This is a genomic window from Celeribacter halophilus (assembly GCF_018860305.1).
GTDB classification, from domain to species: Bacteria; Pseudomonadota; Alphaproteobacteria; order Rhodobacterales; family Rhodobacteraceae; genus Celeribacter; species Celeribacter halophilus_A.
Genome location: NZ_JAHKPE010000019.1, coordinates 264,817 through 290,685, shown reverse-complemented (window position 1 = coordinate 290,685; position 25,869 = coordinate 264,817). Strand labels below are relative to the sequence as shown.

Genomic DNA, 25,869 nt, shown 5'->3' with positions numbered 1-25,869 from the left:
AATGATCTCCCCCCATGGTTGGCTGGCCCAGAACCCTCACATCAAAACCATCCGCGTTGCGGCAACTGATTTGAACGGGCAAGCGCGAGGCAAGAGAATGTCCGCGCGATATGCCGACAAGGTGGAGACCGAAGGCACCCGCTTTCCGCTTTCCGTGCTGAACCTCGACATCTGGGGCGAGGACATCGAAGACAGCCCGCTGGTTTTCGAGAGCGGCGATCAGGACGGGGTGCTTTTGCCGACCGAGCGGGGCTTTGTGCCGATGCCGTGGCTGGAGAGCGCCACCGCGCTCTTGCCGATGTGGATGTTCAAGGAAGACGGCCAGCCCTTTGACGGCGACCCGCGTCAGGCTCTGGCCCGTGTGCTGGAGCGCTACAAGGCCAGGGGGCTGACCCCCGTGGTGGCCACCGAGTTGGAATTCTACCTGATCGACGACAGCTCGCGCCAGTTGCGCGTGCCGCGCTCGCCACGGTCGGGCAAGCGGCGTCCGGGGGCGGAGACGCTTGCCCTGCGTGCGCTCGATGCCTTCGACCTGTTCTTCACCGATCTCTATGACGCCTGCGAGGCGATGGACATTCCCGCAGACACCGCGATTTCCGAGGCAGGACTAGGCCAGTTCGAGATCAATCTGGTCTATTCCCCCGACGCCCTGAAAGCCGCCGATGATGCGTGGCTGTTCAAACTTCTGGTCAAGGGGCTGGCCCGCAAACACGGGTTTGCCGCCTCCTTCATGGCGAAACCCTATGACGAATATGCGGGCAACGGGATGCACACGCATTTCTCGATGCTCGACGAGACGGGCGAGAATATCTTTGATGATGGCTCCACCGCAGGCACCGATATGATGCGCCACGCGATTGCGGGCTGTCTTGCCGCGATACCGGATTCGACGATCCTTTTTGCCCCGCACGGCAATTCCTATGACCGGCTGGTGCCCGGCTCGCATGCGCCGACGCGGATTTGCTGGGGCTATGACAACCGCACCGCCGCCGTGCGTGTGCCCGGCGGATCGCACAAGGCGCGCCGGATCGAGCATCGGGTCTCCGGCGGGGATGTGAACCCGCATCTGATGATCGCGGCCATTCTCGGCGCAGCGCTCATCGGCATGGAAGACAAGATGAAAGCCCCGCCGCCCATCACCGGCAACGCCTATGCGCAGACCCTGCCGGAAATGCCGGGCGACTGGGGCACCGCGATTGACACATTCGCCGCCTCGCCGCTGATGAAACGGATCTTCCCCGAAGAGCTTGTGCGCAACCTGACACTGACCAAACGTCAGGAGCTTCGCGATTGGACGGAACTCAGCCCCGAAGAGCAGGTCGAGCTGTATCTGGACACGGTTTGAGCCTGTCCGCATATTTTTGATCAAATTTCATCGCGCACCCCTGTTCCCCTCTTGTCGGGATCAGGGCGAGCCGCTACCGTCATATCAGTCCAATCAACTGGTGACTCATGAAACTCGGCATTCTGCAATGCGGACACGCGCCTGACCCCGTCGCGCAAATTCACGGGGACTTTCCACTGATGTTCAAACGGCTCTTTGACCGTCCCGATTTCTCTTATGAATATTGGGATGTGGAGCATATGGATTTCCCCAAAGGGCCGGAAGACGCCGATGCGTGGCTTCTGACCGGTTCGAAACACGGGGCCTATGAGGATCATCCTTTTATCAAACCGCTCGAAGAGCTGATCCGCGACATCCATGCCTCAGGCCGCCGGATGCTGGGCATCTGTTTCGGCCATCAGATCATTGCCAAGGCGCTTGGCGGCACGGTGGAGAAATACAAAGGCGGCTGGGCGCTCGGGCGGCAGAGCTATGACATTGCGCCCTTGGGCAAGATCCATCTCAACGCATGGCATCAGGATCAGGTGACACAGCGCCCCGAAGGTGCCGAAGTGCTGGGCGGCAACGATTTTTGCGAAAACGCCGCGCTGGTTTACGATGACAGCATCCTGACCATCCAACCCCATCCGGAACTGCGCCCGAAGATCATCTCCGCCTATCTCGACGCGCGCGCAGATGATCCGACCTACCCTGCCGAGCTTCTGGCACAGGCCCGCGCGGAGAATGACAAGCCGACGGATGACCGACGCTTTGCCGACCTGATGGCGGCATTTCTTGAACACGGGCGGGAGGCCCTGACGTAATGGACTTTCTCGACCATCTGCCCGAAGCCGCGCTGGACTATCTTGAAGGGCGCAAGCTCGACGAGGTGGAATGTATCGTCGCCGATCTCTCCGGCATCGCCCGTGGCAAGGCCATGCCCGCCGCGAAATTCGCCAAACAGAAACATTTCTACCTGCCCAATTCGATCTTTCTACAAACCATCAACGGCGATTGGGTCGAAGATGCGGAAGCGCCCTTCACCGAACCCGATATGGTTCTGGTGCCGGACTATTCCACCGCCACCGCAGCACCGTGGACCGGCGACTGGACCTTGCAAGTCATCCACGATGTGCTGGACCAGCAAGGCGAAATGGTCCCCACCGCCCCGCGCAACGTGCTCAAACGTGTGGTCAATCTCTACCGCGCCCAAGGCTGGGAACCGATTGTCGCCCCCGAGATGGAATTCTTTCTCGTGGCGCGCAACGTGGATCCGAACCAGCCGGTCGTGCCCCCCATCGGACGCTCGGGCCGCCGCGCAGCGCAGCGTCAGGCCTATTCCATGTCGGCGGTGGACGAATACGGACCGATCATTGACGACATTTACGACTTCGCAGAGGCGCAAGGTCTTGAGATCGACGGCATCCTGCAAGAAGGCGGGGCCGGTCAGATCGAGATGAACCTGCGCCACGGCGATCCGGTAAAACTGGCCGATGAAATGTTCTATTTCAAACGCCTCATCCGCGAGGCCGCCCTGCGGCACGACTGCTTTGCGACCTTCATGGCCAAGCCCATTCAGGACGAGCCGGGATCGGCCATGCACATTCACCACTCTGTCGTGGACATCAACACGGGCGAGAACATCTTTTCCAACCCCGATGGTTCGGAAACAGAAGCGTTTTTGCACTTCATCGCGGGGCTGCAAAACCATCTCGCCTCCACCATCGCCATTCACGCCCCCTATGTGAACAGCTACCGCCGCTATGTCCGCGACTTTGCCGCGCCCATCAACCTCGAATGGGGCCGCGACAACCGCACCACGGGGCTGCGCGTGCCGATCTCCGGACCGGAAGCGCGCCGGATCGAGAACCGCCTGCCGGGGATGGATGTGAACCCCTACCTGTCGATTGCCGCCTCTCTGGCCTGTGGCTATCTCGGTCTTATGGAGCGCCGCGAGCCACGGGACGAATATGTAGGCGATGCCTATGCCTCCGCCGATGGCATCCCCGAAACCCTGTCCCGCGCACTGGACCTACTGGAGAACGCCACCCAGATGCAGGAGGTGTTGGGGCCGGACTTCGTGCGGGTCTATCTTCAGGTCAAACGCGCCGAGAATGACGCCTATCTTCAGGTCATCAGCCCGTGGGAACGCGAGCACCTCTTGCTCAACGTCTGAACGCGCAAAACGAAACACACAGGTTTCACAAGGGGGGCTCCGGCTCCCCTTTTTCTGTCGTTTTTCTGTCTCTCCCGCATATGAAGGTTTTGCGAAAACCCGCCGGTCCTCCGGCCGGACACTGGCATTTTGACAGCCCATCACTTACAGTATTTATGAAAGAAGAATTTCGAAAAGGTAAAACTATGAGTCTCGGGCCCAATGTTTATGATGCAGAACCGATCCCCGAAGAAGCGCGCGACATCGTCGAGCAGCTTCTGAAATCCGGCGACCTGTTCCGCTACACCGCGCCGAAAGACGCGCCTGTGACCCTGCTCGAACAGGAATTTGCCGAGATGCTGGGCGCGAAATATGCGCTGGCTGTGGCCTCCTGCTCTGCCGCGCTGTTCCTCTCGCTCAAGGCGCTCGGTCTGCCCCGCGATGCGCGCGTGCTGATCCCCGCCTTCACCTTCGCCGCCGTGCCCTCCGCCATCGTCCATGCCGATTGCAAACCGGTGCTGGTGGAATGTGGCGACAACTACCGGATTGATCTTGACGACTTCCGTGCCAAGATCGAAGAGGCCGACGCGGTGATGATTTCGCACATGCGGGGCCACACCTCCGACATGGATGCGATCAAAGCCGCCTGTGATGCCAAGGGCATCCCGCTGATCGAGGACGCCGCACATTCGCTGGGCACGGTCTGGGACGGGCAGAACATCGGCACCATCGGCAGGATCGGGTGTTTTTCCTTCCAGTCCTACAAGCTGCTCAACGCGGGCGAAGGTGGCATCATGATCACCGACGACCCCGAAATCATGGCCCGCGCCGTCATCATGTCCGGCGCCTATGAGCACAACTGGGGCAAGCATAACCCGCAACGCGACAACGCGCTGGCCGAGGCCTTTGGCAAGTGGCAGAACCAGCTCCCGCTCTACAACACGCGGCTGTCGAACATGTCCGCCACGCTGGTCCGTCCGCAACTCAAGGAAGTGCCCCGCCGTGTGGCCGATGGTCGGCGCAACCACGACTACACCGCCGCACGTCTGGAAAGCTCGCCGCATCTGACTGTGCCCGCCAAGCTGGAAAAAGAAGTCCGCGCGCCCGACAGTCTGCAATTCAACCTTGTGGATTTCAGCCGTGAGGAAGCCATTGCCTTTCAGGCCGCCGCCAAAACGCGCGGGGTCTCGGTGCAGGTCTTCGGCCTCTCGACCGACAATGCGCGGGCCTTCTGGAACTGGCAATTCTTGGGCGATCTGCCGGAGCTTCCGAAAACCCGCGAAATGCTGTCCAAAGCCTGCGACACACGTCTGCCGGCGCGGCTGACCGAGGCGGATTGCGACTTCATCGCCGATGCGCTCATCGCTGCAGCCGCCGAGGCCAAAGCCTCCAAACTCGCTGCCGAGTAATCCGGCACACAAAAACACAGAACGCCTCCCCTCAGCGGGAGGCGTTTTGCGTCCTGTTACACAAAATCTGCGGGAGATGTGTGATTACAAAAGCTTGAGATAGCCGCCGAGCCACGGATAGGTCGCCACCAGAGGATCAACCACCTGATCCTGTAACAACGGTCCCAAGTGACCGGCCAGCTCGCTTGCCATTTCCGACATGCCATCGCGCCGCACGGTCAGGGAAATCTTGCGGGACAACGGCGCAATCGGCAGGGGAATGGCCTCGATATCAGCCGCGTAACGTCCGGCGTTGAGCACCCCCAGAGACGACAGGATGGTCCAGCCTGTGCCACCGGCCACCATCGCCTGAATGGCACGGTAACTATCAAGCTCGAACCGGTGGGTCAGCGTCACGCCCTCGGAAATCAAATGCTCCGCCAAGGTGCGCCCCATCGCGTGACGGCGCGTGTATTGGATGAGCGGCAAGCGTTTCGGCGCATCCCTCTGCCCTTTCGGCACCACGGCGACAAAGGGATCCTGAAGCAACGGATGATGATCGCACCACTCGGCCCCCTCGCTCAATTCCGCCGCCACGATCACATCAAGCGCGCGGTTCTCCAACTGGTCCACCAGCCGGTGCGAGGGGCCGGTCTCCAGCTCGAACCGCGTCTCGGTCAGACGGTCCGCCATCTGCGTGATCAGAAGCGGCGTCACAGAGGCCTCGAAATCCTCCACCATGCCAAGTCGCAACTGGCCAAGATGGCTGAGATCGAGCCCCGCAATCTCCGAACGCGCCCGCGCCGCCTCCAGCAGAATGCTTTGCGCCCGCCTGCGCAACACCCGTCCCGCCGGTGTCAGGCTCATCGGACGTTCGCGCCGGTTGATCAATTCCGTGCCCAGCGCGGTCTCCAGATTCGAGATTTGTTGTGACACAGCCGACGGTGACGCGCCCAGTCGTTTGGCGGCGGCGGACACAGAACCGTCCTCTGCAACCGCAAGAAACACTTCGACACCCCAAAGGGTCAACCGCCCGACCTTGTCACTCATCAATGATCCCCTGTTTCCTTTGCTGCTATAAATACTCGAAAGAGCGTCGGGAAAAAGAAAACTCCGGCCTTTGCGGACCGGAGTTCTGTCACACCGTCATGCTGCACCGCCTATTGCAGTTTTGACAGTTTGTCCTGAAGCTCGGCAAGCTGCTTTTTGATCTCCCCCAGATCCTCTTTGCTGTCCTGCGGCGCAGGCGTTGTCGTGGGCCAGTTTTGCCCGATGCCGCCGGTCATCGCCTTGAGAAAGGCTTCCTGCTGGGCCTGCAAGGCTTCGAATCCCGGAATTTGCGTGCCGAGGTTCTGCATCATCTGTTCCTGACCCTGACGCAGCATTTCAAAGCTTTGCGCCAGAAACTGCGGCACGACGGATTGAATGTCGGTCGTGTAGCTGCGCACCAGATCGGTCAGCACCTCAAGCGGCAATACGCTTTCGCCGCGGCTTTCATGTTCGGCGATGATCTGCAAAAGATACTGCCGCGTGAGATCGTCGCCGGATTTCAAATCGACGATCTGCACATCGCGCCCTACACGGATAAATCCCGCAATGTCTTCCAGCGTCACATAATCGGAGGTCTCCGTATTATAGAGACGGCGAGAGGCATAACGCTTGATCAGCAAAGGACCGGTTTTATCTATGTTTTTTTTATCGGTGGCCATAATATTGGGCTCCCCTCCCTTTATTGGCGATGCAGCAAGCCTAAGCGAGCAATATTGCAAAAGCAAAAGAAATTCCGCCTGCGCGCGCTTTGCATTCTGTCGGCAAGACCCTACCCCGCCAACAAAAAACGGACCCTCAAAGAGGGCCCGTTTCGCGATCCACGTTTCCTGGGAGGAGAAAAACGCGGTGGGAGGTCTGTTTACTTCGCCGGTGTCTTTTTCGCGACTTTGGTCATTTCATCCGTCGCTTTTTTCGCAGCGGCGGTCATGTCCTCGCCCATGTCCTTGCCAGCGGCCAGCATCAGTTCGACGGTTTCCATCTGAACTTTCTTGGCGACCTCGGCAAAAGCGGCCATGTTTTCGGCGGCCAGCTCGGCTTGGGCAGAGGCGAAATCGGTGATCGCCTTGGTGTAATCTGTCGGCTCTTCTTTCACGGCGGTGATGTCGGAGACTTTGGTCAGGGTTTCTTTGGTCCATTTCGAGGAAATCTCGGTGGATTTCTCGGCGGCTTCGATGGCCACTTTAGACATTTTCTCGGCAAGTGCGGCTTGCGTTTTAAAGCTTTCCTGCATTGCAGACATATCGAGCGGGAAAGAACCCATCATGTCTTTCATCATCTTGGTGAAATCATCGGTCTTGGCCATGTCACATATCCTTCTGGCTTTGAGGTGCGAAAGCGGCCCGTTCCGGGTTCTCGCTGGCATCACGCGCTTTGGCAGGATTGCCGTTTCCGCGTTTGCACAATTAATATGCACGCTGCACCGCAGAAATTCAAGACTTTTGTGCCGCAGTGCAGCAATTTCTAAGGAAGTCTCGGAATATCAGAGCGTTGCCTCCGCCTTCACATAGTTGCCCGGTGCCGGTCCGAGGATGTCCACGCCCGAATCACCGGGAACCCGCGCCGGTATCTTTTTGCCGGAACGCGCACGCAGCCATTTTTCCCAACGCGGCCACCATGAGCCCTCATGGAAATCCGCCCCTTCCCGCCAGTCCTCGGGCGACAGTGTCAGGTCCGGGTTGGTGTAATGGCCGTATTTCTTTTTCGAAGGCGGGTTCACAATGCCCGCGATATGGCCGGACTCGGAGAGGACGAAGGTTTTGTTCTTCGACCCCATCTGGCGCACACCGTTGTAAGAGCTGTCCCACGCGGCGATGTGATCGGTCTCGCACCCGATGGCAAAGAGCGGCACATCGACCTCGGACAAATGCGCTTTCGTGCCGCACACCGGAAAGCCCGTGGTCGCCAGTTCGTCCCGCTGACACAAGCCCCGCAGGTATTGCACCGCCATCTTGCCCGGAAGATCCGTGGCATCGCCGTTCCAATAGAGCAGATCAAAGGCGGGCGGCGCCTCTCCCATCATATAGGAGCGGATCGCGGGTCTGTAGATCAGGTCATTGGCGCGCAGGTAGGAAAAGGTGCGGTTCATATAGAGGGATTTCATCATCCCTGTGCGCTTGGCCTCCTCTTCGATCCCGTCAACGAAGTCGTCGTCCAGAAAGACGCCCACTTCCCCCTGATCGGAGAAATCCGTCAGCGTGGTAAAGAAGGTCGCGGATTTAACCGACTTGTCCTTGCGCTGTTTCATCAGGGACAGGGTGATCGCCAGTGTCGTCCCCGCGATACAATAGCCGATGACATTGATCTTCGGCTCGGAGGTGATCTGCTTCACCTGTTCAATGGCGGTCAGGAAGCCCTCTTCAACATACTCGTCCATACCGACATCGGCATAGCCTTCGTTCGGGTTCACCCAAGAGACGACGAACACGGTATAACCCTGTTCCACGATCCATTTGATGAGAGAGTTCTGTTCCCGCAGATCGAGAATGTAGAATTTGTTGATCCACGGCGGAAAGATCAAAAGCGGGGTCTTGTGCACCTCGTCGGTCAGGGGGGCATACTGGATCAGTTCGAACATCCGGTTGCGAAACACCACGGACCCTTTCGACGTGCCAAGGTTCTCCCCCACCTCGAAGGCTTCTTTGTCCGCCAGATTGACGATCATTTCGCCGTGGTGGTCCTCAAGATCGCGCACGAGGTTCTCCAGCCCTTTCACAAGGCTCTCCCCGTCCGTTTCCACAGCCTGTTGCAAGGCGTCGGGATTGGTGGCGAGGAAATTCGTGGGCGACATCATGTCAATGATCTGGCGGGTGAAGTAGTCGATCCGCTTGCGCTCACGCTCGTCCAGCCCTTCCATATCCGACACGGCGGTCTCGATTGCCTCGGCGTTCAGCAGATATTGCTGTTTGAGAAAGTTGAAATAGGGGTTGGTTTCCCAAAGCGGATTCTGGAAGCGGCGATCCTTTGGCGTCTCGTCGGGCGGCGGGGTCAGGTCGCCGTGGCTGAGCCGGTGCTGCGCCTCGACATAGTGTTTGAGCGTCTTGCCCCAATGGCTCACCTGATGCTCGATCACGCGGGCCGGATTGTTCATCATCTCGGCCATATAGGCGCTGGCGGCTTTGAGAAAGAGCTCCTGACTGGGGCCCTGCAAGGCGGGTGGAACCGGCTTTTTTTCTGCAAGTGCAGCCACCAGACGGGCAGAAAGCTCTTCGATTTTGACAATATTCTCCTGCAGCTTTTCCAAATCCTGCTGCTTTTCCTGCGCCTTAACCTCTCCGTCCCGTGCCATTGCAACACCTCCCGACATTTTGCACTTGCAGCATCGCTAAGTGCTGTAAGACTATGTTAAACACGATAGCGATAGACTTGGCCTGTGGGAAGTCGATTACAACCGAGACGCGATCAAACACTCCCCACATGGCTGCAGCGTTCTGGAGGAACCTATGCGTTTCATGGCAACCTATGATCTGATGGACACGGTCCGCAACACGAACCAATGGCTTGGGGCAACGGCGCAGGCGCTTGGCTCCTATCCCGCGGTCGCCATGGTCCCCAATCCCGCCTTCCAATGGCTCGCCGCGTGGGGCGAGGTCACGGAGCGGGCGTTTTCGCGTATGGTCACCAAACCCGACTGGGGCATCGGCTCTGTCGTTGGTGAAGACGGGCGCGATCATCTGGTCGATGTTGACATCGAACTGGCCAAGCCCTTTGGCGATCTCATCCACTTCAATGTGCAAGGGCGCAAGGAAATGCCGCGCAAGGTGCTTTTGGTCGCGCCTATGTCCGGCCACTACGCGACGCTTCTGCGCTCGACCGTTGTCTCACTGCTGCCCGATTGCGAACTCTATGTCACCGACTGGCACAATGCGCGCGATATTCCGGTCTCCGAAGGGAAATTCGACGTGGAGGATTACACCCTCTACCTCGTCGATTTCATGAAGCACCTCGGCCCGAACACCCATGTGATTGCCGTCTGCCAACCCGCCCCTCTGGCGCTGGCCGCCACCGCCTATCTCGCCGAAGACGACCCACAGGCGCAGCCCCGCTCCCTCACGCTGATCGGCGGGCCGATCGACCCCGACGCGACCCCTACAGAGGTCACGGACTTCGGCAATCGCGTCACGATGGGCCAGCTTGAACATTCCATGATCCAGCGTGTCGGCTTCAAATACAAAGGCGTGGGCCGCAAGGTCTATCCGGGGCTTTTGCAACTGTCTTCTTTCATCGCGATGAATGTCGACAACCACACCAAAGCCTTCACCGACCAGATTTCCCGCGTGGCCAAGGGCGAAGCCTCGGACCACGACAAACACAACAAATTCTATGACGAATATCTCGCCGTGATGGATATGACTGCCGAGTTCTACCTCTCGACCGTCGAACGGATTTTCAAAGGGCTGGAAATTGCCCAGAACAAATTCACCGTCGCCGGAAAACAGGTCGATATCGGCAAGATCACCGATGTGGCGGTCAAAACGGTCGAAGGCGAGAATGACGACATTTCCGCCCCCGGCCAATGTGTCGCGGCCCTTGATCTCTGCACGGGCCTGCCCGACAGCCTGAAAGCCTCGCACCTTGAGCCCGGCGCCGGTCACTATGGCATCTTTGCGGGCAAAAGCTGGCGCAACAACATCCGGCCTCTGGTGCTTGATTTCATCGACGCCAACTCCGGACCGCGTGTTGTGGCGGGCAAGGATACGCAGGCGAAAGCGGGCTAAAAGGCCATACGGCGGCGCCAGACATTCTGTCGTTTGGCGCGGCTGTGAACGGTTGTCTTTGAGTATTTCCGGCAGCAAAGGAGACGCGCGCCCGTTTCAGTGCGCTCCGGTGCTGGCACGCTGCGGATCGCTTTAACGCAGAACGAAGGGAGCTTCGGCTTCCAACCATGTTTTGAGCGCACGCGAAACCGTGGTCGGCGCTTCCAGCATAGGCAGGTGTCCGGCCTTTTCGATCAGAACCAGATCCGCACGCGGCATGAGCTGTGCGATAAATTCCTGACGCCGTGGCGGGCAGATCGTATCCGCCATGCCGCCAATGACCAGCGCCGGAATACGCGCACGGCGCAGCACGTTTTGATGGTCCGGACGGCGTTGCAGGATGCGTGACTGGTTGAGGTAGATCTCAAGCCCCGCCTCCATCGCCATATCGAGCCAATGATCCCGAATGGCATTGCGGTAAGGCCCTTCGCACAGGGCGGTGGAGGGCAATTCCTCCAGTAGAACCTCGCCATAGCGGCCTGTTTTGGCCTTGATCAGGCGCGGCTCCCGCGCGGCAGCAGCATTGGGCGGCTCGGCCTGTGCCGATGCCGAGAGCAGCGCGATACGCGTCACCCGTCCCGGTGCGCGACGCAGGATTTCGGTGGCGACAGACGCGCCGAGGTCATGGCCAGCCACGGCGAATTTCGGCGGGGCAACCGCCAGAACCGCATCGGCCATTTCCGTCAGGCTTTCCCCGATCAAAGGGGCCACCATCACCGCATGGCTGCGGCTGAGGTCGCTGATCTGGTCGGCAAAGACCCGACCGTCTGCGAGAAATCCGGGGAGCAGAACAAGGCTCTCAGTCATAGATCATCCTACAGCCTTTCGCGACAGACTTGCCAGCCAAGTCGATGGTGAAAGGTCTTCTACATCAATACATGCACGCCGCGTGTCCCTGTTCACATGGGGCGCGGCGCGGATCAGGTCAAGCGGGGCGCCATTCACTTCCGCGCCAGAATTTCGAAGATTGCGGCTTCGATGGTTTTCAGGCATTCTACGGTCGAGAAGGAATGGTCCGCCCCCTTGACCAGCGTCAGGCGAATGTCCTCGCCCTGCGCGTGATCGAACAACCGGAGCGCGGTCTCGACAGAGACAGAGGCATCCACCGTGCCTTGCAGGAACCGCACCGGAAACGGCAGCGACAGCGGGCTGCGCAGAACCAGATGGTCGCGCCCGTCCTCGATGAGCCGCCGCGTGATCGGATAGGGTTCGTCATAACCTGAAGGCACATGAACAACACCCTCTTCCACCAATGCCTTGCGCTGAGCCGCATCGAACCCCGCCCAGAAACCGTCCTCGGTGAAATCCGGCGCGGCGGCGATGGTCACGAGACCGGCCACACGCGCGGGGATGCGTTTGCACATCAACAGTGAAATCCAGCCGCCCATAGACGAACCGACCAAGACTTGCGGGCCTTCGGTCAGGGTCTCGATTACCGCCTGCGCGTCTTCGGCCCAATCCCCGATGCAGCCATCGACAAAAGCGCCCGAGCTGACACCGTGGCCGGAGTAATCGAACCGCAGGAAAGGCCGCCCCTGAGCCGCCGCCCATTGTTCGAGCGCCACGGCCTTGGTCCCTGCCATGTCCGACATGAACCCGCCCAGAAACACAATCCCCGTGCCCTCGCCCTCAAGGCGGTTATAGGCAATGCGGCGTCCGGATGTGGTGTCGAGATAGTCGGTCATGTCAGGCTCCTCTTTTCCAAAGAGCTATCCTTCATACGCAAAGTTTGCAATTCCCGTGGGTGCAAATGCGGTTTCACATTGACTTCACCTGTCTGCGGACGCAAATAAGGCGCACACATATATACCCGCAACCGGGCGTTCCGTGGGCGCCAAACCGACGAGGAGAGCCTTATCATGGCACCGATTTCTCTCACATTTCCCGATGGCAATTCGCGCGAGTTTGACGCTGGCGTAACCCCTGCCGATGTGGCCGCAAGCATCTCGAACAGCCTTGCAAAGAAAGCGATCTCCGCGTCCGTCAACGGTCAGCACTGGGACCTCCAGTGGCCGATCAATGAGGACGCAAGCATCGCGATTAACACAATGAAGGACGACGAACCCGCGCTGGAACTGATCCGGCACGATCTCGCGCATATCATGGCGCGCGCGGTTCAGGAGCTTTGGCCCGATGTCAAAGTGACCATCGGTCCGGTGCGTGACAATGGCTGGTTCTATGACTTCGACCGCGAAGAGCCGTTCACGCCCGAAGATCTGGGCCAGATCGAAGCGAAGATGAAAGACATCATCAACGCCCGCGAGCCGGTGAAAACCGAAATCTGGGGCCGTGACGAGGCAATCGAATATTACAAGGCCCGCAACGAGCCGTTCAAGATCGAGCTGGTCAACCGCATTCCCGAGGGCGAGGACCTGCGCATGTACTGGCACGGCGACTGGCAGGATCTTTGCCGCGGGCCGCACCTCCAGCACACGGGACAGGTTCCGGCGGATGCCTTCAAACTGACCCATGTGGCCGGTGCCTACTGGCTGGGTGACAGCTCGCGCCCGATGCTGCAACGCATTTACGGCGTGGCCTTCAAGAACCGCAAGGATCTGAAGGCGTGGGAAATGATGATGGAAGAGGCTGCCAAGCGCGACCATCGCAAGCTGGGCCGCGAGATGGACCTGTTCCACATGCAGGAAGAAGCTCCGGGGCAGATTTTCTGGCATCCGAACGGCTGGAAAATCTACACCACCTTGCAAGATTACATGCGCCGCCAGCAGGAACGCGACGGCTATGTCGAGGTGAACACGCCGCAAGTCGTGAACCGCAAGCTCTGGGAAGCCTCCGGTCACTGGGACAACTATCAGGAAAACATGTTCATCGTCGAAGTGGACGAGGAACATGCGCGCGAAAAGACGATCAACGCGCTCAAACCGATGAACTGCCCCTGTCACGTTCAGGTCTTCAATCAGGGTCTCAAATCCTACCGCGATTTGCCGCTGCGTATGGCGGAATTCGGGTCGTGCAACCGCTATGAGCCTTCGGGTGCGCTGCACGGGATCATGCGGGTGCGTGGTTTCACCCAAGATGACGCACATATTTTCTGTGAAGAAAAAGACATCGAGGCCGAGACCAAGAAATTCATCGAATTTCTGGCGGGCATCTATGCCGATCTGGGCTTTGACAAATGGGAGATCAAGCTCTCCACCCGTCCGGAAAAACGGATCGGCACCGAGGAAAGCTGGGATCACGCCGAGGAATCTCTGGGCAACGCCTGTAAGGCCGCCGGATATGACTACGAAATTCAGGAGGGCGAAGGTGCGTTCTACGGCCCGAAACTCGAATTCGTGCTGACCGACGCCATCGGGCGCGACTGGCAATGCGGCACCTTGCAGGTGGACCCGAACCTGCCGGAGCGTCTTGATGCTTCCTATATCGGGCAGGACGGGGCGAAACACCGCCCGATCATGCTACACCGCGCTGTGCTTGGCTCTTTCGAGCGGTTTATCGGCATCCTGATCGAGAACTCGGCAGGGCATCTGCCCTTCTGGCTTGCGCCACGCCAAGTGGTTGTCACCACGATCATCTCGGAGGCCGACGACTACGCACAAGAGGTCGTCGCAACGCTCAAAGCCGCCGGTGTGCGCGCCGAGGCCGATATTCGCAACGAGAAGATCAACTACAAGGTGCGCGAGCACAGCCTTGGCAAAGTGCCGGTCATTCTCGCCGTGGGCGCCCGCGAGGTCGAGGAAAAGACCGTCTCCGTGCGTCGTCTGGGCCAGAAACAGACCGCCGTCATGGCGCTGGACGAGATCGTTGCCGAACTGTCGAAAGAGGCAACCCCGCCCGATCTCGCCTAATCCGACGGAAAGCCCGACTTCGGTCAAACAATTTGCCGCGCGTTCCCTCGGGAGCGCGCGGTTCTTTTTGCCCTCTCCCGCACAGATGTCAGAATGATCAACGTCGGTCCTGAGACGCCTGCCGATTGCAGATAACCTGCGACATCAACGCGCGGCACCGTGTTTCCCGACAATCTGTGGCAGAGATTTTCCGCGAAATGTTTTATATGAATCGGGATCAGGGGGACGAAAATGAGCAGCCAACTCAACAATCCGGACCACAAGACGCAGGAGGAGAGCACAGGTCCAGCCCCGTCCGAGACCGGTGAGGGCATCTCCAACACCCGCATCGCGGCGTTGATTGCCGGCCCAGTGTCGGCCGCGGTGCTTTTGCTTCTACCCGCACCGGAGACCATGACGCCGGAGGCATGGAGGCTCATCGCGGTGACGCTCTGGATGGTGATCTGGTGGCTGATGGAGGCCATGCCCCTTCCGGTCACCGCGCTCCTGCCCATCGTGCTTTTCCCCGCGCTTGGCATCCAGCCCGCCAACGAGGTCAGCCACCATTACGGTAACCATCTGATCTTTCTGTTCCTCGGCGGGTTCATTCTGGCCGCAGGGATGCAGACATGGGGGCTTCATCGCCGGATCGCACTGGCCATCGTGGCCGCAATCGGATCAAGCCCGAGCCGCATCATCATGGGGTTCATGCTCGCCACCGCCTTTTTGTCGATGTGGATTTCCAACACCGCCACCGCCGTCATGATGTTCGCGGTGGGCACGTCGATCATTGATTTCATCGACGAGCGCGTGCCGGACAAAGAACAGGTGGAGCATTTCGGCATCGGCCTGATGCTGTCCATCGCTTATTCCGCCTCCATCGGCGGTGTAGGCACCCTGATCGGCACGCCGCCCAACGCTCTGTTGGCCAGTCTCCTGTCGGAAAACTACAATATCACGATCGACTTTTTCACATGGATGCTGATCGGCATTCCCGTGGTCATCGTCATGTTGCCGCCCGCCTATCTGCTTTTGACGCGGGTCTTTTTCCCCGTGCAAAATCTTGAACTTGCTTCTGTGCGCCGCGTGATTGCCGAAGAGCGCGCGTTACACGGGCCAATGAAAACGCCGGAGCGTCGGGTGGCGGTTATTTTCGCGCTGGCGGCCTTTCTCTGGATCACGCGGAGCTTTCTGGGCCTGCCGATCAACGATTCCGGCGTCGCCATTCTCGCGGCGATTGCGCTTTTCGCCCTGCCGTCCGAGCGTGGAGGCCCGCCGCTGCTCGACTGGTCCGCATCGCGCAACCTGCCGTGGGGTGTGCTGCTGCTGTTCGGCGGCGGGCTGGCGATTGCTGGCGGGTTTGAAGCCAGCGGGCTGGCCCAGTGGATCGGGGAACAGGTCGGACGCGCAGAGGATGTGCCGCTGTGGGTGCTGATCCTGATTGTTGCCGTTGCGATCAAATTCCTGACCGAAGTCACATCCAACACCGCCTCGACCGCGACTTTCCTGCCTGTGCTCGGGGCGGTCGCGCTCGGTCTGGATATCAGCGTGCTCTGGCTGACCGTGCCGGTGGCCTTGGGCGCGTCTATGGCTTTCATGATGCCCGCCGCCACGCCGCCGAACTCGATCATCTTCTCCTACGAAAAGCTGACCCTGAAACATATGGTCAAGGCAGGACTGGCGCTGAACATCATCAGCACGCTTGTGGTCTTCCTCGCCAGCCTGCTTCTCGTGCCGCTGGTTTTTGAAATATAACGGTCAAAACCGGCGATTTATGACCCATGCCATGCCCTGTGGTCATGTCGGAGTTGCTTGAAACTGAAATAATTCGGGAAAACCGGACATATATAAACCATGCGCACCTCGCCTGTTGCACTGCGGCACACGCGCTTCCGGTTTTTTCGTGAAGATTGTTTCACTGGGCCACAACGCAATAGAGCGCTGGAATCATGCGACAATCGCCCTGCACCAAGCCAGCTTCGCGAGAGCCACAGTGCCGCTGCCTGAAACGCATTCCGACACAACTCACGAAAGCGTTTGTTTCAGCGCCTGACACACGCGTCAGCTGACGCGGCCGTGAGTGGCCTGTGACCCTCCTACTCTGTCAATCTGTCCTCACCGCCACTTACGGCGGATTTGACACAACCGGGAGACACAACCCAATGAGCACTCAATCCAAAACCCTCGCCCTTCTCGGCGCCATGACCGCCGCCCTCTCCGTCGCAGGCGCTGCCTCCGCCGCCGATCAGGAAAAATGCTTCGGCGTTTCCATGGCTGGTGAAAACGGCTGTGCGGCAGGTCCGGGCACAACCTGTGCAGGCACCTCCAAAGTCGATTACCAAGGCAACGCATGGACCCTCGTCCCTGCTGGCACTTGCGCAGAGATCGAACTTCCGGCCATGGAAGATGGCTCCGCCCGCATGGGCTCGCTCGAAGCGCTGGATCGCGACCTTCCGATGGACATGTAATCCCTCCCCGATCCGGCGCAACGGACCCGCGCCGGATCACCTTTTCCCCAAACAGCCCCCCACGCCGAGACCTCAAGGAGAACCAGATGTTGGACCAGACGAAACACCTGCCGGCCGGTGTCGGTGTCGGATATAAATCCAAGCACTTTTCGAACATTTTAAAGGAGGACCACCCTGTAGAATGGCTCGAAATCCATGCGGAAAACTACATGGGTGCCGGTGGCCGCCCTCTGGCGCAACTGCGGACGCTCTCAGATCGGTTTCCGATCTCCGTGCACGGGGTCGGCCTGTCTATCGGTGGCGAAGGGCGACTGGATGCGGAGCACCTTGCCCGTCTCAAGCACCTGACCGATGCGCTGGACCCCGCCTCCTTCTCCGAACATCTCGCCTGGTCCACCCATGACGCGGGCTATTTCAACGATCTGTTGCCCCTGCCCTATACCGAAGACACCCTCACCCGCGTCTGCGACCATATCGACGAGGTGCAGACCGCACTCGGGCGTCAGATGTTGTTGGAGAACCCCTCCTCCTATCTGGCCTTCGCGGAAAGCACGATGGGCGAGGTCGCGTTTCTGCGGCAGGTGGTCCAACGCACGGGCTGCGGGCTTTTGCTGGACGTAAACAATGTGTTTGTCTCCGCCAACAACCTGCGCCTTGATCCGCAAGACTATATCGACAGCTTTCCCCATGAGGCGGTCGGAGAGCTCCATCTCGGCGGGCATGACGAGGACCATGACGAAGACGGCGCGCCGCTGTTGATCGACAGCCACGGGCGCGAGGTCGCCGATCCGGTCTGGCACCTCTACACCTACACGCTGGCCACAGGCGGTCCGAAACCGACGTTGATCGAATGGGACACCGATGTGCCGGAATGGGACATCCTCGCCGCCGAAGCCGGTCGCGCGGCCCTGCGTCTGGAACAGGTTCTGGCATGAGAGAGCAAGAGTTTCTCCGCGCAGCACTCACCCCCGACGCGCCCGTGCCCGCAGGGCTTGTGACCCCCACGGGCCAACCGGCAGAGCGTCGGTTCAACGTCTATCGCAACAACATCGTCGTGAGCCTGAAAGACGCCCTCAGCACGGCTTTTCCGGCGATACACACGCTGGTCGGAGATGCCTTTTTCGCTGCCATGGCGGGCGAATACATTCGTGCACATCCGCCGAAATCTCCGATCCTGCCGCTTTATGGCGCCGATTTTCCGCAGTTTATCGCGCGTTTTGAACCCGCCGGAAGCCTGCCTTATCTCGCAGACGTAGCGCATCTCGAAATGAGCTTGCGCAACAGCTACCATGCCGCAGATTCGCGCCCAGTGCCCCCTGCGGAACTGTCCGACCCTTTGCTGTTCACCCGAAAAGTCGTGCTCGCGCCGACGGTGTTCTGGCTTGCAAGCCGCTATCCCGTCACGCAACTGCACCGCTTTGCCTTGGGCGGCGAGAAACCTTCAGGCAGGGCCGAAGATGTCCTGATCACACGGCCCGAGTTCGACCCGATCGCCACGGCCTTCCCCACCGGCACCATCGCTGTTCTTGAATCGCTGCGTGACGGCATCGCCTTGGGTGAAGCGGCAGAGCTGGCACCGAATACGCTTGATCTGACCAAATTTCTCGGCACGCTTCTATCCGGCGGCGCCATCATCGACATTCAAGAGGTGTGACATGCTCCCTCATCCCCTGACCGCCCGCCTCCATCGCGCCACCACGCAGATCAACGCTGGGGCTGTGCTGACGCTACCGCTTCTGGCACGCCTGACCTTCGCCGCCGTGCTCCTGCGCTATTTCTGGGCCTCTGCGCTCACCAAGCTAGAAGGCCCGTTCACCCTCTCGTTCAATGCCTATGCCCAGATTTTTCCGCGCAAGATGGAAGCTGCGGGCTATGACATTTCCGGTTTCGGGGCCTTTGAATGGCTCACCATCATGGCCGGAACCTATGCCGAATTCCTGCTGCCCGCATTGATCGTTCTGGGGCTCGCCACTCGATTGGCCGCGCTCGGCATGATCGGGTTTATCATTGTGCAAAGCCTCACCGATGTGATCGGCCACGGGCTTGGCGCGGAAACGGTCGGCGCATTGTTCGACCGGCATTCCGACGCGCTGATCCTTGACCAACGCGCCTTTTGGATGCTGGGATTACTCACCCTCGCGGGGCTTGGTGGCGGGGTTTTCTCCCTCGACCGGCTGATCTCGAAACGGTATCAGCCCAACACAGCGGTCTGAACATCCTTGCCCCAACCGAGATAGAGCGTGCCATCCTTCTCGATCACCGGACGCTTCATCAGCGTCGGGTGGTCGGTCAAAAGATCAAGCGGGTCACGACCACGCTCCGCCTCGGACAGTCCGCGCCATGTGGTCGAGCGTGTGTTCACAAGTGCGTCCCCGAAGTTCTGATAGAATCGCTCAAGTTGCTCTCTTGAAAGCGGGTTGGCCCGAATGTCATGCAGATCGACCGCCAGCGATTTCGCCGCTTTGCGGCATGTGTCACAGGTTTTGATCCCGTAAATAACCGTCATTTTGCCCTCCTTGCAGGCATTTAAGTGGCGCATTCGGTGGCATTTTGCCCATTTTTCGCGCCCAGCCCCACCTGTTACGATTTTGTCGCTTGCCTTTATACAGATGTGTTGCACACTCGAAAGCGTGACTGCTGACTTTCGAACGACCGCTCCTTCCTTACGGGGCAGCAGGAAGACTTGGAAGACCTGGCTGCACCGGCCCGTCGCACGTTGCGGCGGATGAAACTAAAGGAGAGACGGGATATGCCCACCGGCACCGTAAAATGGTTCAACACCACCAAAGGCTACGGCTTTATTGCACCTGATGACGGCGGCAAGGATGTGTTCGTGCACATTTCCGCTGTCGAGCGCGCTGGTATGACCGGCCTCGCGGATGACATGAAGATCGGCTACGAGCTTCGTGAAGGCCGTGACGGACGCGCATCCGCATCCGATCTTGTGGCGCTTTAAGCCATTTACATCTTGAAAGTCGGCGGTTCCGGGCGCAAGTTCGGGGCCGTTTTCTATATGGAGGCCCTATGCCCACGATCCTGACTTTCGGCGACAGCAACACCCACGGCACGCAGCCCATGCTTTCCCGCCCTTCCGACCTGCCGCGTTTCGAACGGCGCTGGCCTGTGGTTATGGGCGAGGCTCTGGGCTGGGATGTGATCGAAGAGGGCTTGCCGGGGCGCACATTTGCCTCGCCTGATCCGGAGATGGGGCCGCATATGGACGGGCGGATCGGGCTTTTCATCGCGCTCGAAAGTCACGGGCCGATTGATGCCCTGACGATCATGCTCGGGACCAATGACCTCAAGGCCCATTTCGAGGCCGCGCCGGAGGAGATTGCACAGGCCTGCGCCTTCCATCTTGACGTTGCGCTCTCCGAAGAGATGCAGATACGCCACGGCGGCTTTGAGCCCTTCCTCATCCTGCCGCCCCGCCCCTACGCGACGGGCTGTCTGGCGGAGTTCTACGCGGGTGCAGAGGACAAGGCCCAAGCCACGCTGGACGCCATGCGCGCCGAGGCAGAGGCCCGCGATGTGGCTGTGTTCGATGCCAATACGGTGATTTCCGTTTCCGATGTGGATGGCGTGCATTTTAGCGAAGAGGTCCACGACACATTGGGCAAGGCGGTTGCAGATTTCATCCGCTCCGAGATTGTCGAGGACTAAAGCGTTTTTCGGTTAATCTGAATCAGATTGAGCGAAAAGCGTGTCCACACTGCATTGATGTTGCTGCGCTTCTCAAAAATTGAGTATCTCAAGGTTTTTGAGAAACGCTTTAACCCCGCAAGTGCCACATCAGACCGCAGCAAAAAGCCCCGCGCAGGCGGGGCTTTCCTATCTGTGACAAGACCTGAATGACTCAGGCAACAAGTCTTAACTGCCGGACATGGAAATCGTCTCGGGCTGATAACTCGGGGATTTCGGGCTGGTCGTGTTCACCGCCGCCACCGGCGCCGCATAGCTGCGCCGCACCACGGGGGCATCGACATAACCCGTCGCATCCGGCACGCCGCAGGAGATCATGCCATCGTAGCGGACCGGCTGTGTGCCGGCAGGGCAGAAATTCTCGACCTGCCCTTCATATGCGTAAAGTTTGACCGACGGATCGTAGGGCTGGGTCTCTGCCGCCAGAGCCGGACCCGCGCCCAACGTGACAGCCAGAACGGCAATTGCTGTTTTCATCATCACTCAAACTCCCGACAAAGCTCTGTTAACAGAAGATTACATCACGCGAGGGACGCGGGCAAGAATTGGGTGATGACCCACAAAGAATGTTCCCGCAAAGGAAACAATCAGTCCAAAATTGCCAAATTGACAATCAACGCACCCATTCCACGACCTCGCAACGCGGAGCCTCCGTGCGCAGCACCATGCGCGAAACCTCCCGCCACTCTGCCGGATCAAACGCAGGGAACCATGTGTCGGCGCCTTCGACCTCTGTGTCCACCTCGGTGATCACCAGACGGTCCGCCAGAGGCAGCATGGCCTTGTATATGCCAAAGCCCCCCATACCGTAGAGCCGCGCGCGCCCTTCCGAACGGGCAAAAGCGATAGCGTCCTCGACCGTCGCAAAGACATGCTCGTGATCTACCCCCTTGCTGGATACCACGATATTCAGACGGTTTTTCAGCGGCTTGAACGGCAGGCTTTCCCAAGTGTTGCGCCCCATGATAACGGCACCACCCATCGTCTCGCGCATGAAGAATTTCAAATCCTCCGGCGCGTCCCACGGGATCGTATTGTCTTTGCCAATGGCCCCGTTGCGGTCACGGGCGGCGATGAGCGTAATCATGAGACCTCCTTATACGGCAACCGGCGCTTTGATTGCAGGATCAGGGTCGTAATCCACGATCTCGATATCGTCGAAGGTGAAGTCGAACAAAGACTTCACATCCGGATTGAGCCGCAGCTTCGGCAGGGCCTTGGGCGTGCGCGACAATTGCAACGCCACCTGATCCATATGGTTGGAATAGATATGCGCATCCCCGATGGAATGGACGAAATCCCCCGGCTCGTAGCCTGTGACTTGCGCCAGCATTTGCAACAACAGCGCGTAAGACGCGATGTTGAAGGGCACGCCGAGGAACATATCGGCAGAGCGTTGATAGAGCTGGAGGTGCAACTTGCCGCCAAGGATTTTCACCTGCCACAGCGTGTGACAGGGCGGCAGCGCCATATTGTCCACCTCCGCAGGATTCCATGCAGACACGATCAGGCGGCGGGAATCGGGGGAGGTCTTGATCGCATGGAGCAGGTTTTCGATCTGGTCGATCGGGCCGCGCTCATGCCCCGGCCATTTGCGCCATTGCGCCCCGTAGACCGGCCCGAGATCGCCGTTCTCATCCGCCCACTCGTCCCAAATCGAGACGCCGTTCTCTTTCAGATAGCGGATATTGGTGTCACCGGACAGGAACCACAAAAGCTCATGAATGATGGAGCGCAGGTGCAGTTTCTTCGTCGTCACCAGCGGGAACCCGTCCGCCAGAGGATAGCGCGCTTGTAGCCCGAAATAGGAACGCGTGCCTGTGCCGGTGCGGTCAGTGGTGTCGACCCCGTGAGCGAGAATGGTTTTAAGCTGATCGTGGTATTGCTGCACGGGACATCCCCCAAGATGCTGTAGCCTTAAAGAATCCATTCATACATCGGTGAATCCAGCCACACAAACGCAAAGGGGGTTCGCCAAGCCGGAAGCTGGAAAAAATAGAATTCCGCGCAAGACGCGCTAATGTTGCCGCAAACACCTACAGGAGGAAGCGACATGCGCTATCTGCACACGATGGTTCGGGTCAAGGATCTGGAAAAATCCATGGCATTCTATGAACTGCTCGGTCTCAAGGAAATCAAACGTCACGACAGCGAAGCCGGACGGTTTTCCCTGATTTTCATGGCGCCCGAAGGCCAGCCGGAATGTCCGGTGGAACTCACTTATAATTGGGACGGGGACGAGGGATTGCCTTCGGACAGTCGCCATTTCGGCCATCTGGCCTATGAGGTGGAGGACATTTATGCGCTTTGTCAAAAGCTGATGGACGCAGGCGTGGTGATCAACCGCCCGCCACGTGACGGGCATATGGCCTTTGTGCGCTCGCCCGACAATATCTCGATCGAGCTTTTGCAAAAAGGCGACAGCCTGCCGCCGCAAGAGCCTTGGGCCTCTATGGAAAACACCGGCCATTGGTGAGGCCGCTTGCGGGCATCCAGTCGTATACCTACGAACCCAAAACAAAAAGCGTCGCCCACTGGGCGGCGTTTTTACGGCGTCCTCCTGAATGAGGCACACGCAACACTGCGGCCCAGATATGATCAGTAAATATAACGAATCTGGTCCGCCCAATACCGTTCGACCCGCCGCAAGGCGGTGTTGATATCCTCGATCCCTTCCGAGGAAATCACCCCTTTGTTCTGCAACCCGTCCGCGTGGCGCGAAAACAGGTCGGCCACGGTCTTGCGCACATGGTTGCCCTTTTCCGTGAGCTTGACCCGCACGGACCGGCGGTCAATTTCGCAGCGCTGATGGTGCATATAGCCCATATCCACGAGTTTTTTGAGATTATAGGAGACGTTCGAGCCCTGATAATAGCCGCGCGACTTCAATTCCCCCGCAGTCACCTCGTTCTCGCCGACATTGAACAGCAAAAGCGCCTGAACCGCGTTGATTTCCAGAATGCCGACCCGCTCGAACTCGTCTTTGATCACATCAAGAAGCAGACGATGCAGCCGTTCAACAAGGGACAATGCCTCAAGATATTGAGACATAAAGGGGCTATCCGTCGGTTTTACGAATGTTGAATGCATACTCATCTGTCACTCCGCCAATGGCCAGTTGGAGGACAGATTGACCGATATTTCCCAAAATTCGGTTAAACAGCGCGGAATTTTGCAATCAACAGATCACAACACCTCCGCGCAGAGCATCCGGCACAAACGCGGGCGCAGGTTTAGCCCTTCACGCCCCAAGACGCCTGATCGGCATCGGCAATGAGTTTTTCCAGCATCGGCTTGATCGCCTCGGGCACGGGTTTGAGCCCCGTCGCATAGGACAGCAAATCCTGATCATGCTCGTCCATGAGCATCTCGAACTCATCAAGCTCGGCCTCATTCATCGACGCCAGGTGCGCGTCGGCATAGCCCCCGATCAAAAGGTCCATCTCCTTGATCCCGCGACGCCATGCGCGGATTTTCAGACGCTTGCGGCGGATTTCGATGGTCTCTGACATGTGGCACTCCCTCGTGATCGCGTGCTTTTTGCACCCAACACCGGTTTATCGCAAGGGCGGTCTTGGCGCGGGGCCGTTTTTGACGCTATCACTACGGCGAACATAATCAAAACGGACGCCCTCCCATGTCTTTCCTGTCAGAAACGCTCTCCCGTGTGAAACCGTCTCCCACCATCGCCGTGACCAACAAGGCTCGCGAGTTGAAAGCCACGGGCAAGGATGTGATCGGTCTGGGCGCAGGCGAGCCGGATTTCGACACGCCGGAGAACATCAAGGCCGCAGGGATTCGCGCCATTGAAGAAGGCAAGACGAAATACACCGCAGTCGATGGCATCCCCGAATTGAAAGAAGCGATCTGCGCCAAGTTCAAACGCGACAACGGGCTGGACTACACCCCCGCGCAGGTCTCTGTCTCCGGCGGCGGCAAACAGGTGCTCTACAACGCGCTGGTGGCCACGCTCAATCCGGGCGACGAGGTCATCATCCCCGCGCCCTACTGGGTGTCCTACCCCGATATGGTCCTGCTCGGCGGCGGCACGCCCGTCGCGATCGAAGGCAAGCTGGAGAACAGCTTCAAAATCACCGCAGAGCAGCTTGACGCCGCCATCACGCCGAAGACCAAATGGTTCATCTTCAACTCGCCCTCCAACCCGACGGGCGCGGGATATTCTTGGGACGAGTTGAAGGCGCTCACCGATGTTCTGATGCAACACCCGCATGTATGGGTAATGTCGGATGATATGTATGAGCATCTGGCCTTTGACGGGTTCCGGTTCTGCACCCCTGCCGAAGTCGAACCGGGGCTTTATGATCGCACCCTGACCGTGAACGGCGTCTCGAAAGCCTATGCGATGACCGGCTGGCGGATCGGCTATGCGGCGGGTCCGGTCGAGTTGATCGCAGCCATGCGCAAGGTGCAGTCGCAATCGACCTCCAACCCCTGTTCGATTTCGCAATATGCCGCCGTCGAAGCGCTCAGCGGGCCGCAAGAGTTCATTGCCGAGAACAACAAGGCATTCCTGCGTCGCCGGAACATGGTGGTGGAGATGCTTAACGCCGCCGAAGGCATCACCTGCCCCACGCCGGAAGGCGCGTTCTACGTCTATCCGGACATCTCCGGCTGTCTCGGCAAGACCTCCGCAGGCGGGGCCAAAATTGCAACGGACGAGGATTTCGCCACCGCCCTGCTCGAAGAAACCGGCGTCGCCGTGGTCTTTGGCGCAGCCTTCGGCCTGTCCCCGAACTTCCGTGTGTCTTATGCGACTTCGGACGAGGCTCTCAAAGAGGCCTGCACCCGTATCCAAACCTTCTGCGCAGGGCTGAAATGAGCGTCAATCTTCCCGAATATTATTTCCGTGTGCGCGAGAACGGGGCCTTTGTGTTCCGCGTGGACACGGAGAACCGCCAGCGTCGGATCGAGATGGACCAGATCGCTGTGGTCAACATCAAGAACGGCGAGGTCAAACCCCATGGCGGGCGTGATCTGACGCCCGAAGACATGAAGGTGATCGAAGAGTGGATGGCGGAGCGCGTGGCTGTTCTGGCCCAGCGCGACATTGACGACATCCACCGCGCCGTGGACTACCTGAACCTGACCGCCCATTGGGCACAGACGCGGGCCACGGATGAACAGCTGGACAGTGTCACCGATGCGCTCTTGCTGGCCATGCATGATCTGCGCACGGTTCTGGTGCGGAAAAAAGCCGACCGGATTTTGAAGAAAGGCTGACC

At 59.1% G+C, this 25,869-nt stretch carries 28 protein-coding genes; 16 read left to right on the top strand and 12 right to left on the bottom strand.

Annotated elements, in window-relative coordinates; genetic code table 11:
* Position 1: 1 nt before the first annotated feature.
* The 4 genes from KO492_RS05715 (at position 2) to KO492_RS05700 (ending at position 4,888) form a co-directional block, all read left to right on the top strand.
* Positions 2-1,345: a glutamine synthetase family protein gene (locus KO492_RS05715; protein WP_216044066.1), complete on the top strand. Its 1,344-nt coding sequence runs from the start codon at positions 2-4 to the stop codon at positions 1,343-1,345.
* Between the two features lie 107 nt (positions 1,346-1,452).
* Positions 1,453-2,148: a type 1 glutamine amidotransferase gene (locus KO492_RS05710; protein ID WP_216044065.1), complete on the top strand. Its 696-nt coding sequence runs from the start codon at positions 1,453-1,455 to the stop codon at positions 2,146-2,148.
* The gene (locus KO492_RS05705) at positions 2,148-3,500 is read left to right on the top strand and encodes a glutamine synthetase family protein (protein WP_216044064.1); all 1,353 of its coding nucleotides are present in this window, start codon (positions 2,148-2,150) and stop codon (positions 3,498-3,500) included. The genes KO492_RS05710 and KO492_RS05705 overlap by 1 nt, the downstream gene beginning before the upstream one ends.
* Positions 3,501-3,685: 185 nt before the next feature.
* Entirely contained in the window at positions 3,686-4,888 is a 1,203-nt protein-coding gene (locus KO492_RS05700) for a DegT/DnrJ/EryC1/StrS family aminotransferase (protein ID WP_216044063.1), read from the top strand.
* An 84-nt stretch (positions 4,889-4,972) separates the two neighbouring features.
* Here KO492_RS05700 and KO492_RS05695 read toward each other — a convergent pair whose 3' ends face one another.
* The 4 genes from KO492_RS05695 to KO492_RS05680 all read right to left on the bottom strand — a co-directional run bounded on the left by KO492_RS05695 (position 4,973) and on the right by KO492_RS05680 (position 9,203).
* Positions 4,973-5,917 (bottom strand): LysR family transcriptional regulator, encoded by a 945-nt coding sequence (locus tag KO492_RS05695; RefSeq protein ID WP_216044062.1) that lies wholly within the window; start codon positions 5,915-5,917, stop codon positions 4,973-4,975.
* Between the two features lie 110 nt (positions 5,918-6,027).
* Positions 6,028-6,576, bottom strand: coding sequence for a polyhydroxyalkanoate synthesis repressor PhaR (phaR, locus tag KO492_RS05690; RefSeq protein ID WP_216044061.1), 549 nt, complete (start codon positions 6,574-6,576; stop codon positions 6,028-6,030).
* A 200-nt stretch (positions 6,577-6,776) separates the two neighbouring features.
* Positions 6,777-7,220 carry a phasin family protein gene (locus KO492_RS05685; RefSeq protein ID WP_216044060.1) on the bottom strand — a complete coding sequence of 148 codons (444 nt, stop codon included), beginning with the start codon at positions 7,218-7,220 and terminating at the stop codon, positions 6,777-6,779.
* A 177-nt stretch (positions 7,221-7,397) separates the two neighbouring features.
* Positions 7,398-9,203 (bottom strand): PHA/PHB synthase family protein, encoded by a 1,806-nt coding sequence (locus KO492_RS05680; RefSeq protein WP_216044059.1) that lies wholly within the window; start codon positions 9,201-9,203, stop codon positions 7,398-7,400.
* Between the two features lie 154 nt (positions 9,204-9,357).
* On the opposite strand from KO492_RS05680, the gene phaZ reads away from it, so the two are divergent.
* Complete coding sequence (phaZ, locus tag KO492_RS05675) at positions 9,358-10,632, top strand: polyhydroxyalkanoate depolymerase (protein WP_216044058.1); 1,275 nt, start codon at positions 9,358-9,360, stop codon at positions 10,630-10,632.
* Between the two features lie 132 nt (positions 10,633-10,764).
* Here the strand turns inward: phaZ and KO492_RS05670 are convergent, their stop codons facing one another.
* Entirely contained in the window at positions 10,765-11,478 is a 714-nt protein-coding gene (locus KO492_RS05670; protein ID WP_216044057.1) for an alpha/beta fold hydrolase, read from the bottom strand.
* A gap of 134 nt (positions 11,479-11,612) precedes the next feature.
* Positions 11,613-12,356, bottom strand: a complete 744-nt coding sequence (locus tag KO492_RS05665) for an alpha/beta hydrolase (protein ID WP_216044056.1) — start codon at positions 12,354-12,356, stop codon at positions 11,613-11,615.
* Positions 12,357-12,530: 174 nt separating this feature from the next.
* Between KO492_RS05665 and thrS the strand changes: the two genes are divergently transcribed.
* The 6 genes from thrS to KO492_RS05635 all read left to right on the top strand — a co-directional run bounded on the left by thrS (position 12,531) and on the right by KO492_RS05635 (position 19,137).
* Positions 12,531-14,477 (top strand): threonine--tRNA ligase, encoded by a 1,947-nt coding sequence (gene thrS, locus KO492_RS05660; RefSeq protein WP_216044055.1) that lies wholly within the window; start codon positions 12,531-12,533, stop codon positions 14,475-14,477.
* Positions 14,478-14,708: 231 nt separating this feature from the next.
* Positions 14,709-16,211 (top strand): SLC13 family permease, encoded by a 1,503-nt coding sequence (locus KO492_RS05655; RefSeq protein WP_216044054.1) that lies wholly within the window; start codon positions 14,709-14,711, stop codon positions 16,209-16,211.
* Between the two features lie 407 nt (positions 16,212-16,618).
* Complete coding sequence (locus KO492_RS05650; protein ID WP_216044053.1) at positions 16,619-16,924, top strand: BufA1 family periplasmic bufferin-type metallophore; 306 nt, start codon at positions 16,619-16,621, stop codon at positions 16,922-16,924.
* Positions 16,925-17,010: 86 nt separating this feature from the next.
* Positions 17,011-17,859, top strand: coding sequence for an MNIO family bufferin maturase (bufB, locus tag KO492_RS05645; protein ID WP_216044052.1), 849 nt, complete (start codon positions 17,011-17,013; stop codon positions 17,857-17,859).
* Positions 17,856-18,578, top strand: coding sequence for an HvfC/BufC N-terminal domain-containing protein (locus KO492_RS05640; RefSeq protein WP_216044051.1), 723 nt, complete (start codon positions 17,856-17,858; stop codon positions 18,576-18,578). The genes bufB and KO492_RS05640 overlap by 4 nt, the downstream gene beginning before the upstream one ends.
* Before the next feature lies 1 nt (position 18,579).
* Complete coding sequence (locus KO492_RS05635) at positions 18,580-19,137, top strand: DoxX family protein (protein WP_216044050.1); 558 nt, start codon at positions 18,580-18,582, stop codon at positions 19,135-19,137.
* On the opposite strand, the gene KO492_RS05630 is transcribed toward KO492_RS05635, so the two are convergent.
* The gene (locus KO492_RS05630) at positions 19,116-19,430 is read right to left on the bottom strand and encodes an arsenate reductase family protein (RefSeq protein ID WP_252735305.1); all 315 of its coding nucleotides are present in this window, start codon (positions 19,428-19,430) and stop codon (positions 19,116-19,118) included. The two genes, KO492_RS05635 and KO492_RS05630, sit on opposite strands and share 22 nt — an antisense overlap.
* A gap of 243 nt (positions 19,431-19,673) precedes the next feature.
* On the opposite strand from KO492_RS05630, the gene KO492_RS05625 reads away from it, so the two are divergent.
* Both KO492_RS05625 and KO492_RS05620 read left to right on the top strand, forming a co-directional pair.
* On the top strand, positions 19,674-19,880 hold the full coding sequence (locus KO492_RS05625) for a cold-shock protein (protein WP_066603117.1): 207 nt from the start codon (positions 19,674-19,676) through the stop codon (positions 19,878-19,880).
* A gap of 68 nt (positions 19,881-19,948) precedes the next feature.
* Complete coding sequence (locus KO492_RS05620) at positions 19,949-20,587, top strand: GDSL-type esterase/lipase family protein (protein ID WP_216044048.1); 639 nt, start codon at positions 19,949-19,951, stop codon at positions 20,585-20,587.
* Between the two features lie 207 nt (positions 20,588-20,794).
* Here the strand turns inward: KO492_RS05620 and KO492_RS05615 are convergent, their stop codons facing one another.
* The 3 genes from KO492_RS05615 to KO492_RS05605 all read right to left on the bottom strand — a co-directional run bounded on the left by KO492_RS05615 (position 20,795) and on the right by KO492_RS05605 (position 22,517).
* On the bottom strand, positions 20,795-21,106 hold the full coding sequence (locus tag KO492_RS05615) for a hypothetical protein (RefSeq protein ID WP_216044047.1): 312 nt from the start codon (positions 21,104-21,106) through the stop codon (positions 20,795-20,797).
* A 133-nt stretch (positions 21,107-21,239) separates the two neighbouring features.
* Positions 21,240-21,713 (bottom strand): dihydrofolate reductase, encoded by a 474-nt coding sequence (locus tag KO492_RS05610; RefSeq protein WP_216044046.1) that lies wholly within the window; start codon positions 21,711-21,713, stop codon positions 21,240-21,242.
* A 9-nt stretch (positions 21,714-21,722) separates the two neighbouring features.
* The gene (locus tag KO492_RS05605) at positions 21,723-22,517 is read right to left on the bottom strand and encodes a thymidylate synthase (RefSeq protein WP_303578296.1); all 795 of its coding nucleotides are present in this window, start codon (positions 22,515-22,517) and stop codon (positions 21,723-21,725) included.
* A 162-nt stretch (positions 22,518-22,679) separates the two neighbouring features.
* Here KO492_RS05605 and KO492_RS05600 point away from each other — a divergent pair, with 162 nt between their 5' ends.
* Positions 22,680-23,102 carry a VOC family protein gene (locus tag KO492_RS05600; RefSeq protein WP_216044044.1) on the top strand — a complete coding sequence of 141 codons (423 nt, stop codon included), beginning with the start codon at positions 22,680-22,682 and terminating at the stop codon, positions 23,100-23,102.
* Positions 23,103-23,224: 122 nt separating this feature from the next.
* Here the strand turns inward: KO492_RS05600 and KO492_RS05595 are convergent, their stop codons facing one another.
* Both KO492_RS05595 and KO492_RS05590 read right to left on the bottom strand, forming a co-directional pair.
* Complete coding sequence (locus KO492_RS05595) at positions 23,225-23,722, bottom strand: MarR family winged helix-turn-helix transcriptional regulator (RefSeq protein WP_066603101.1); 498 nt, start codon at positions 23,720-23,722, stop codon at positions 23,225-23,227.
* A gap of 137 nt (positions 23,723-23,859) precedes the next feature.
* Entirely contained in the window at positions 23,860-24,138 is a 279-nt protein-coding gene (locus tag KO492_RS05590) for a succinate dehydrogenase assembly factor 2 (protein WP_216044043.1), read from the bottom strand.
* Positions 24,139-24,263: 125 nt separating this feature from the next.
* On the opposite strand from KO492_RS05590, the gene KO492_RS05585 reads away from it, so the two are divergent.
* A complete protein-coding gene (locus tag KO492_RS05585) occupies positions 24,264-25,466 on the top strand; it encodes a pyridoxal phosphate-dependent aminotransferase (RefSeq protein ID WP_216044042.1) in 1,203 nt (400 codons plus the stop codon).
* Entirely contained in the window at positions 25,463-25,867 is a 405-nt protein-coding gene (locus KO492_RS05580) for a hypothetical protein (RefSeq protein WP_216044041.1), read from the top strand. The genes KO492_RS05585 and KO492_RS05580 overlap by 4 nt, the downstream gene beginning before the upstream one ends.
* Positions 25,868-25,869 lie beyond the last annotated feature (2 nt).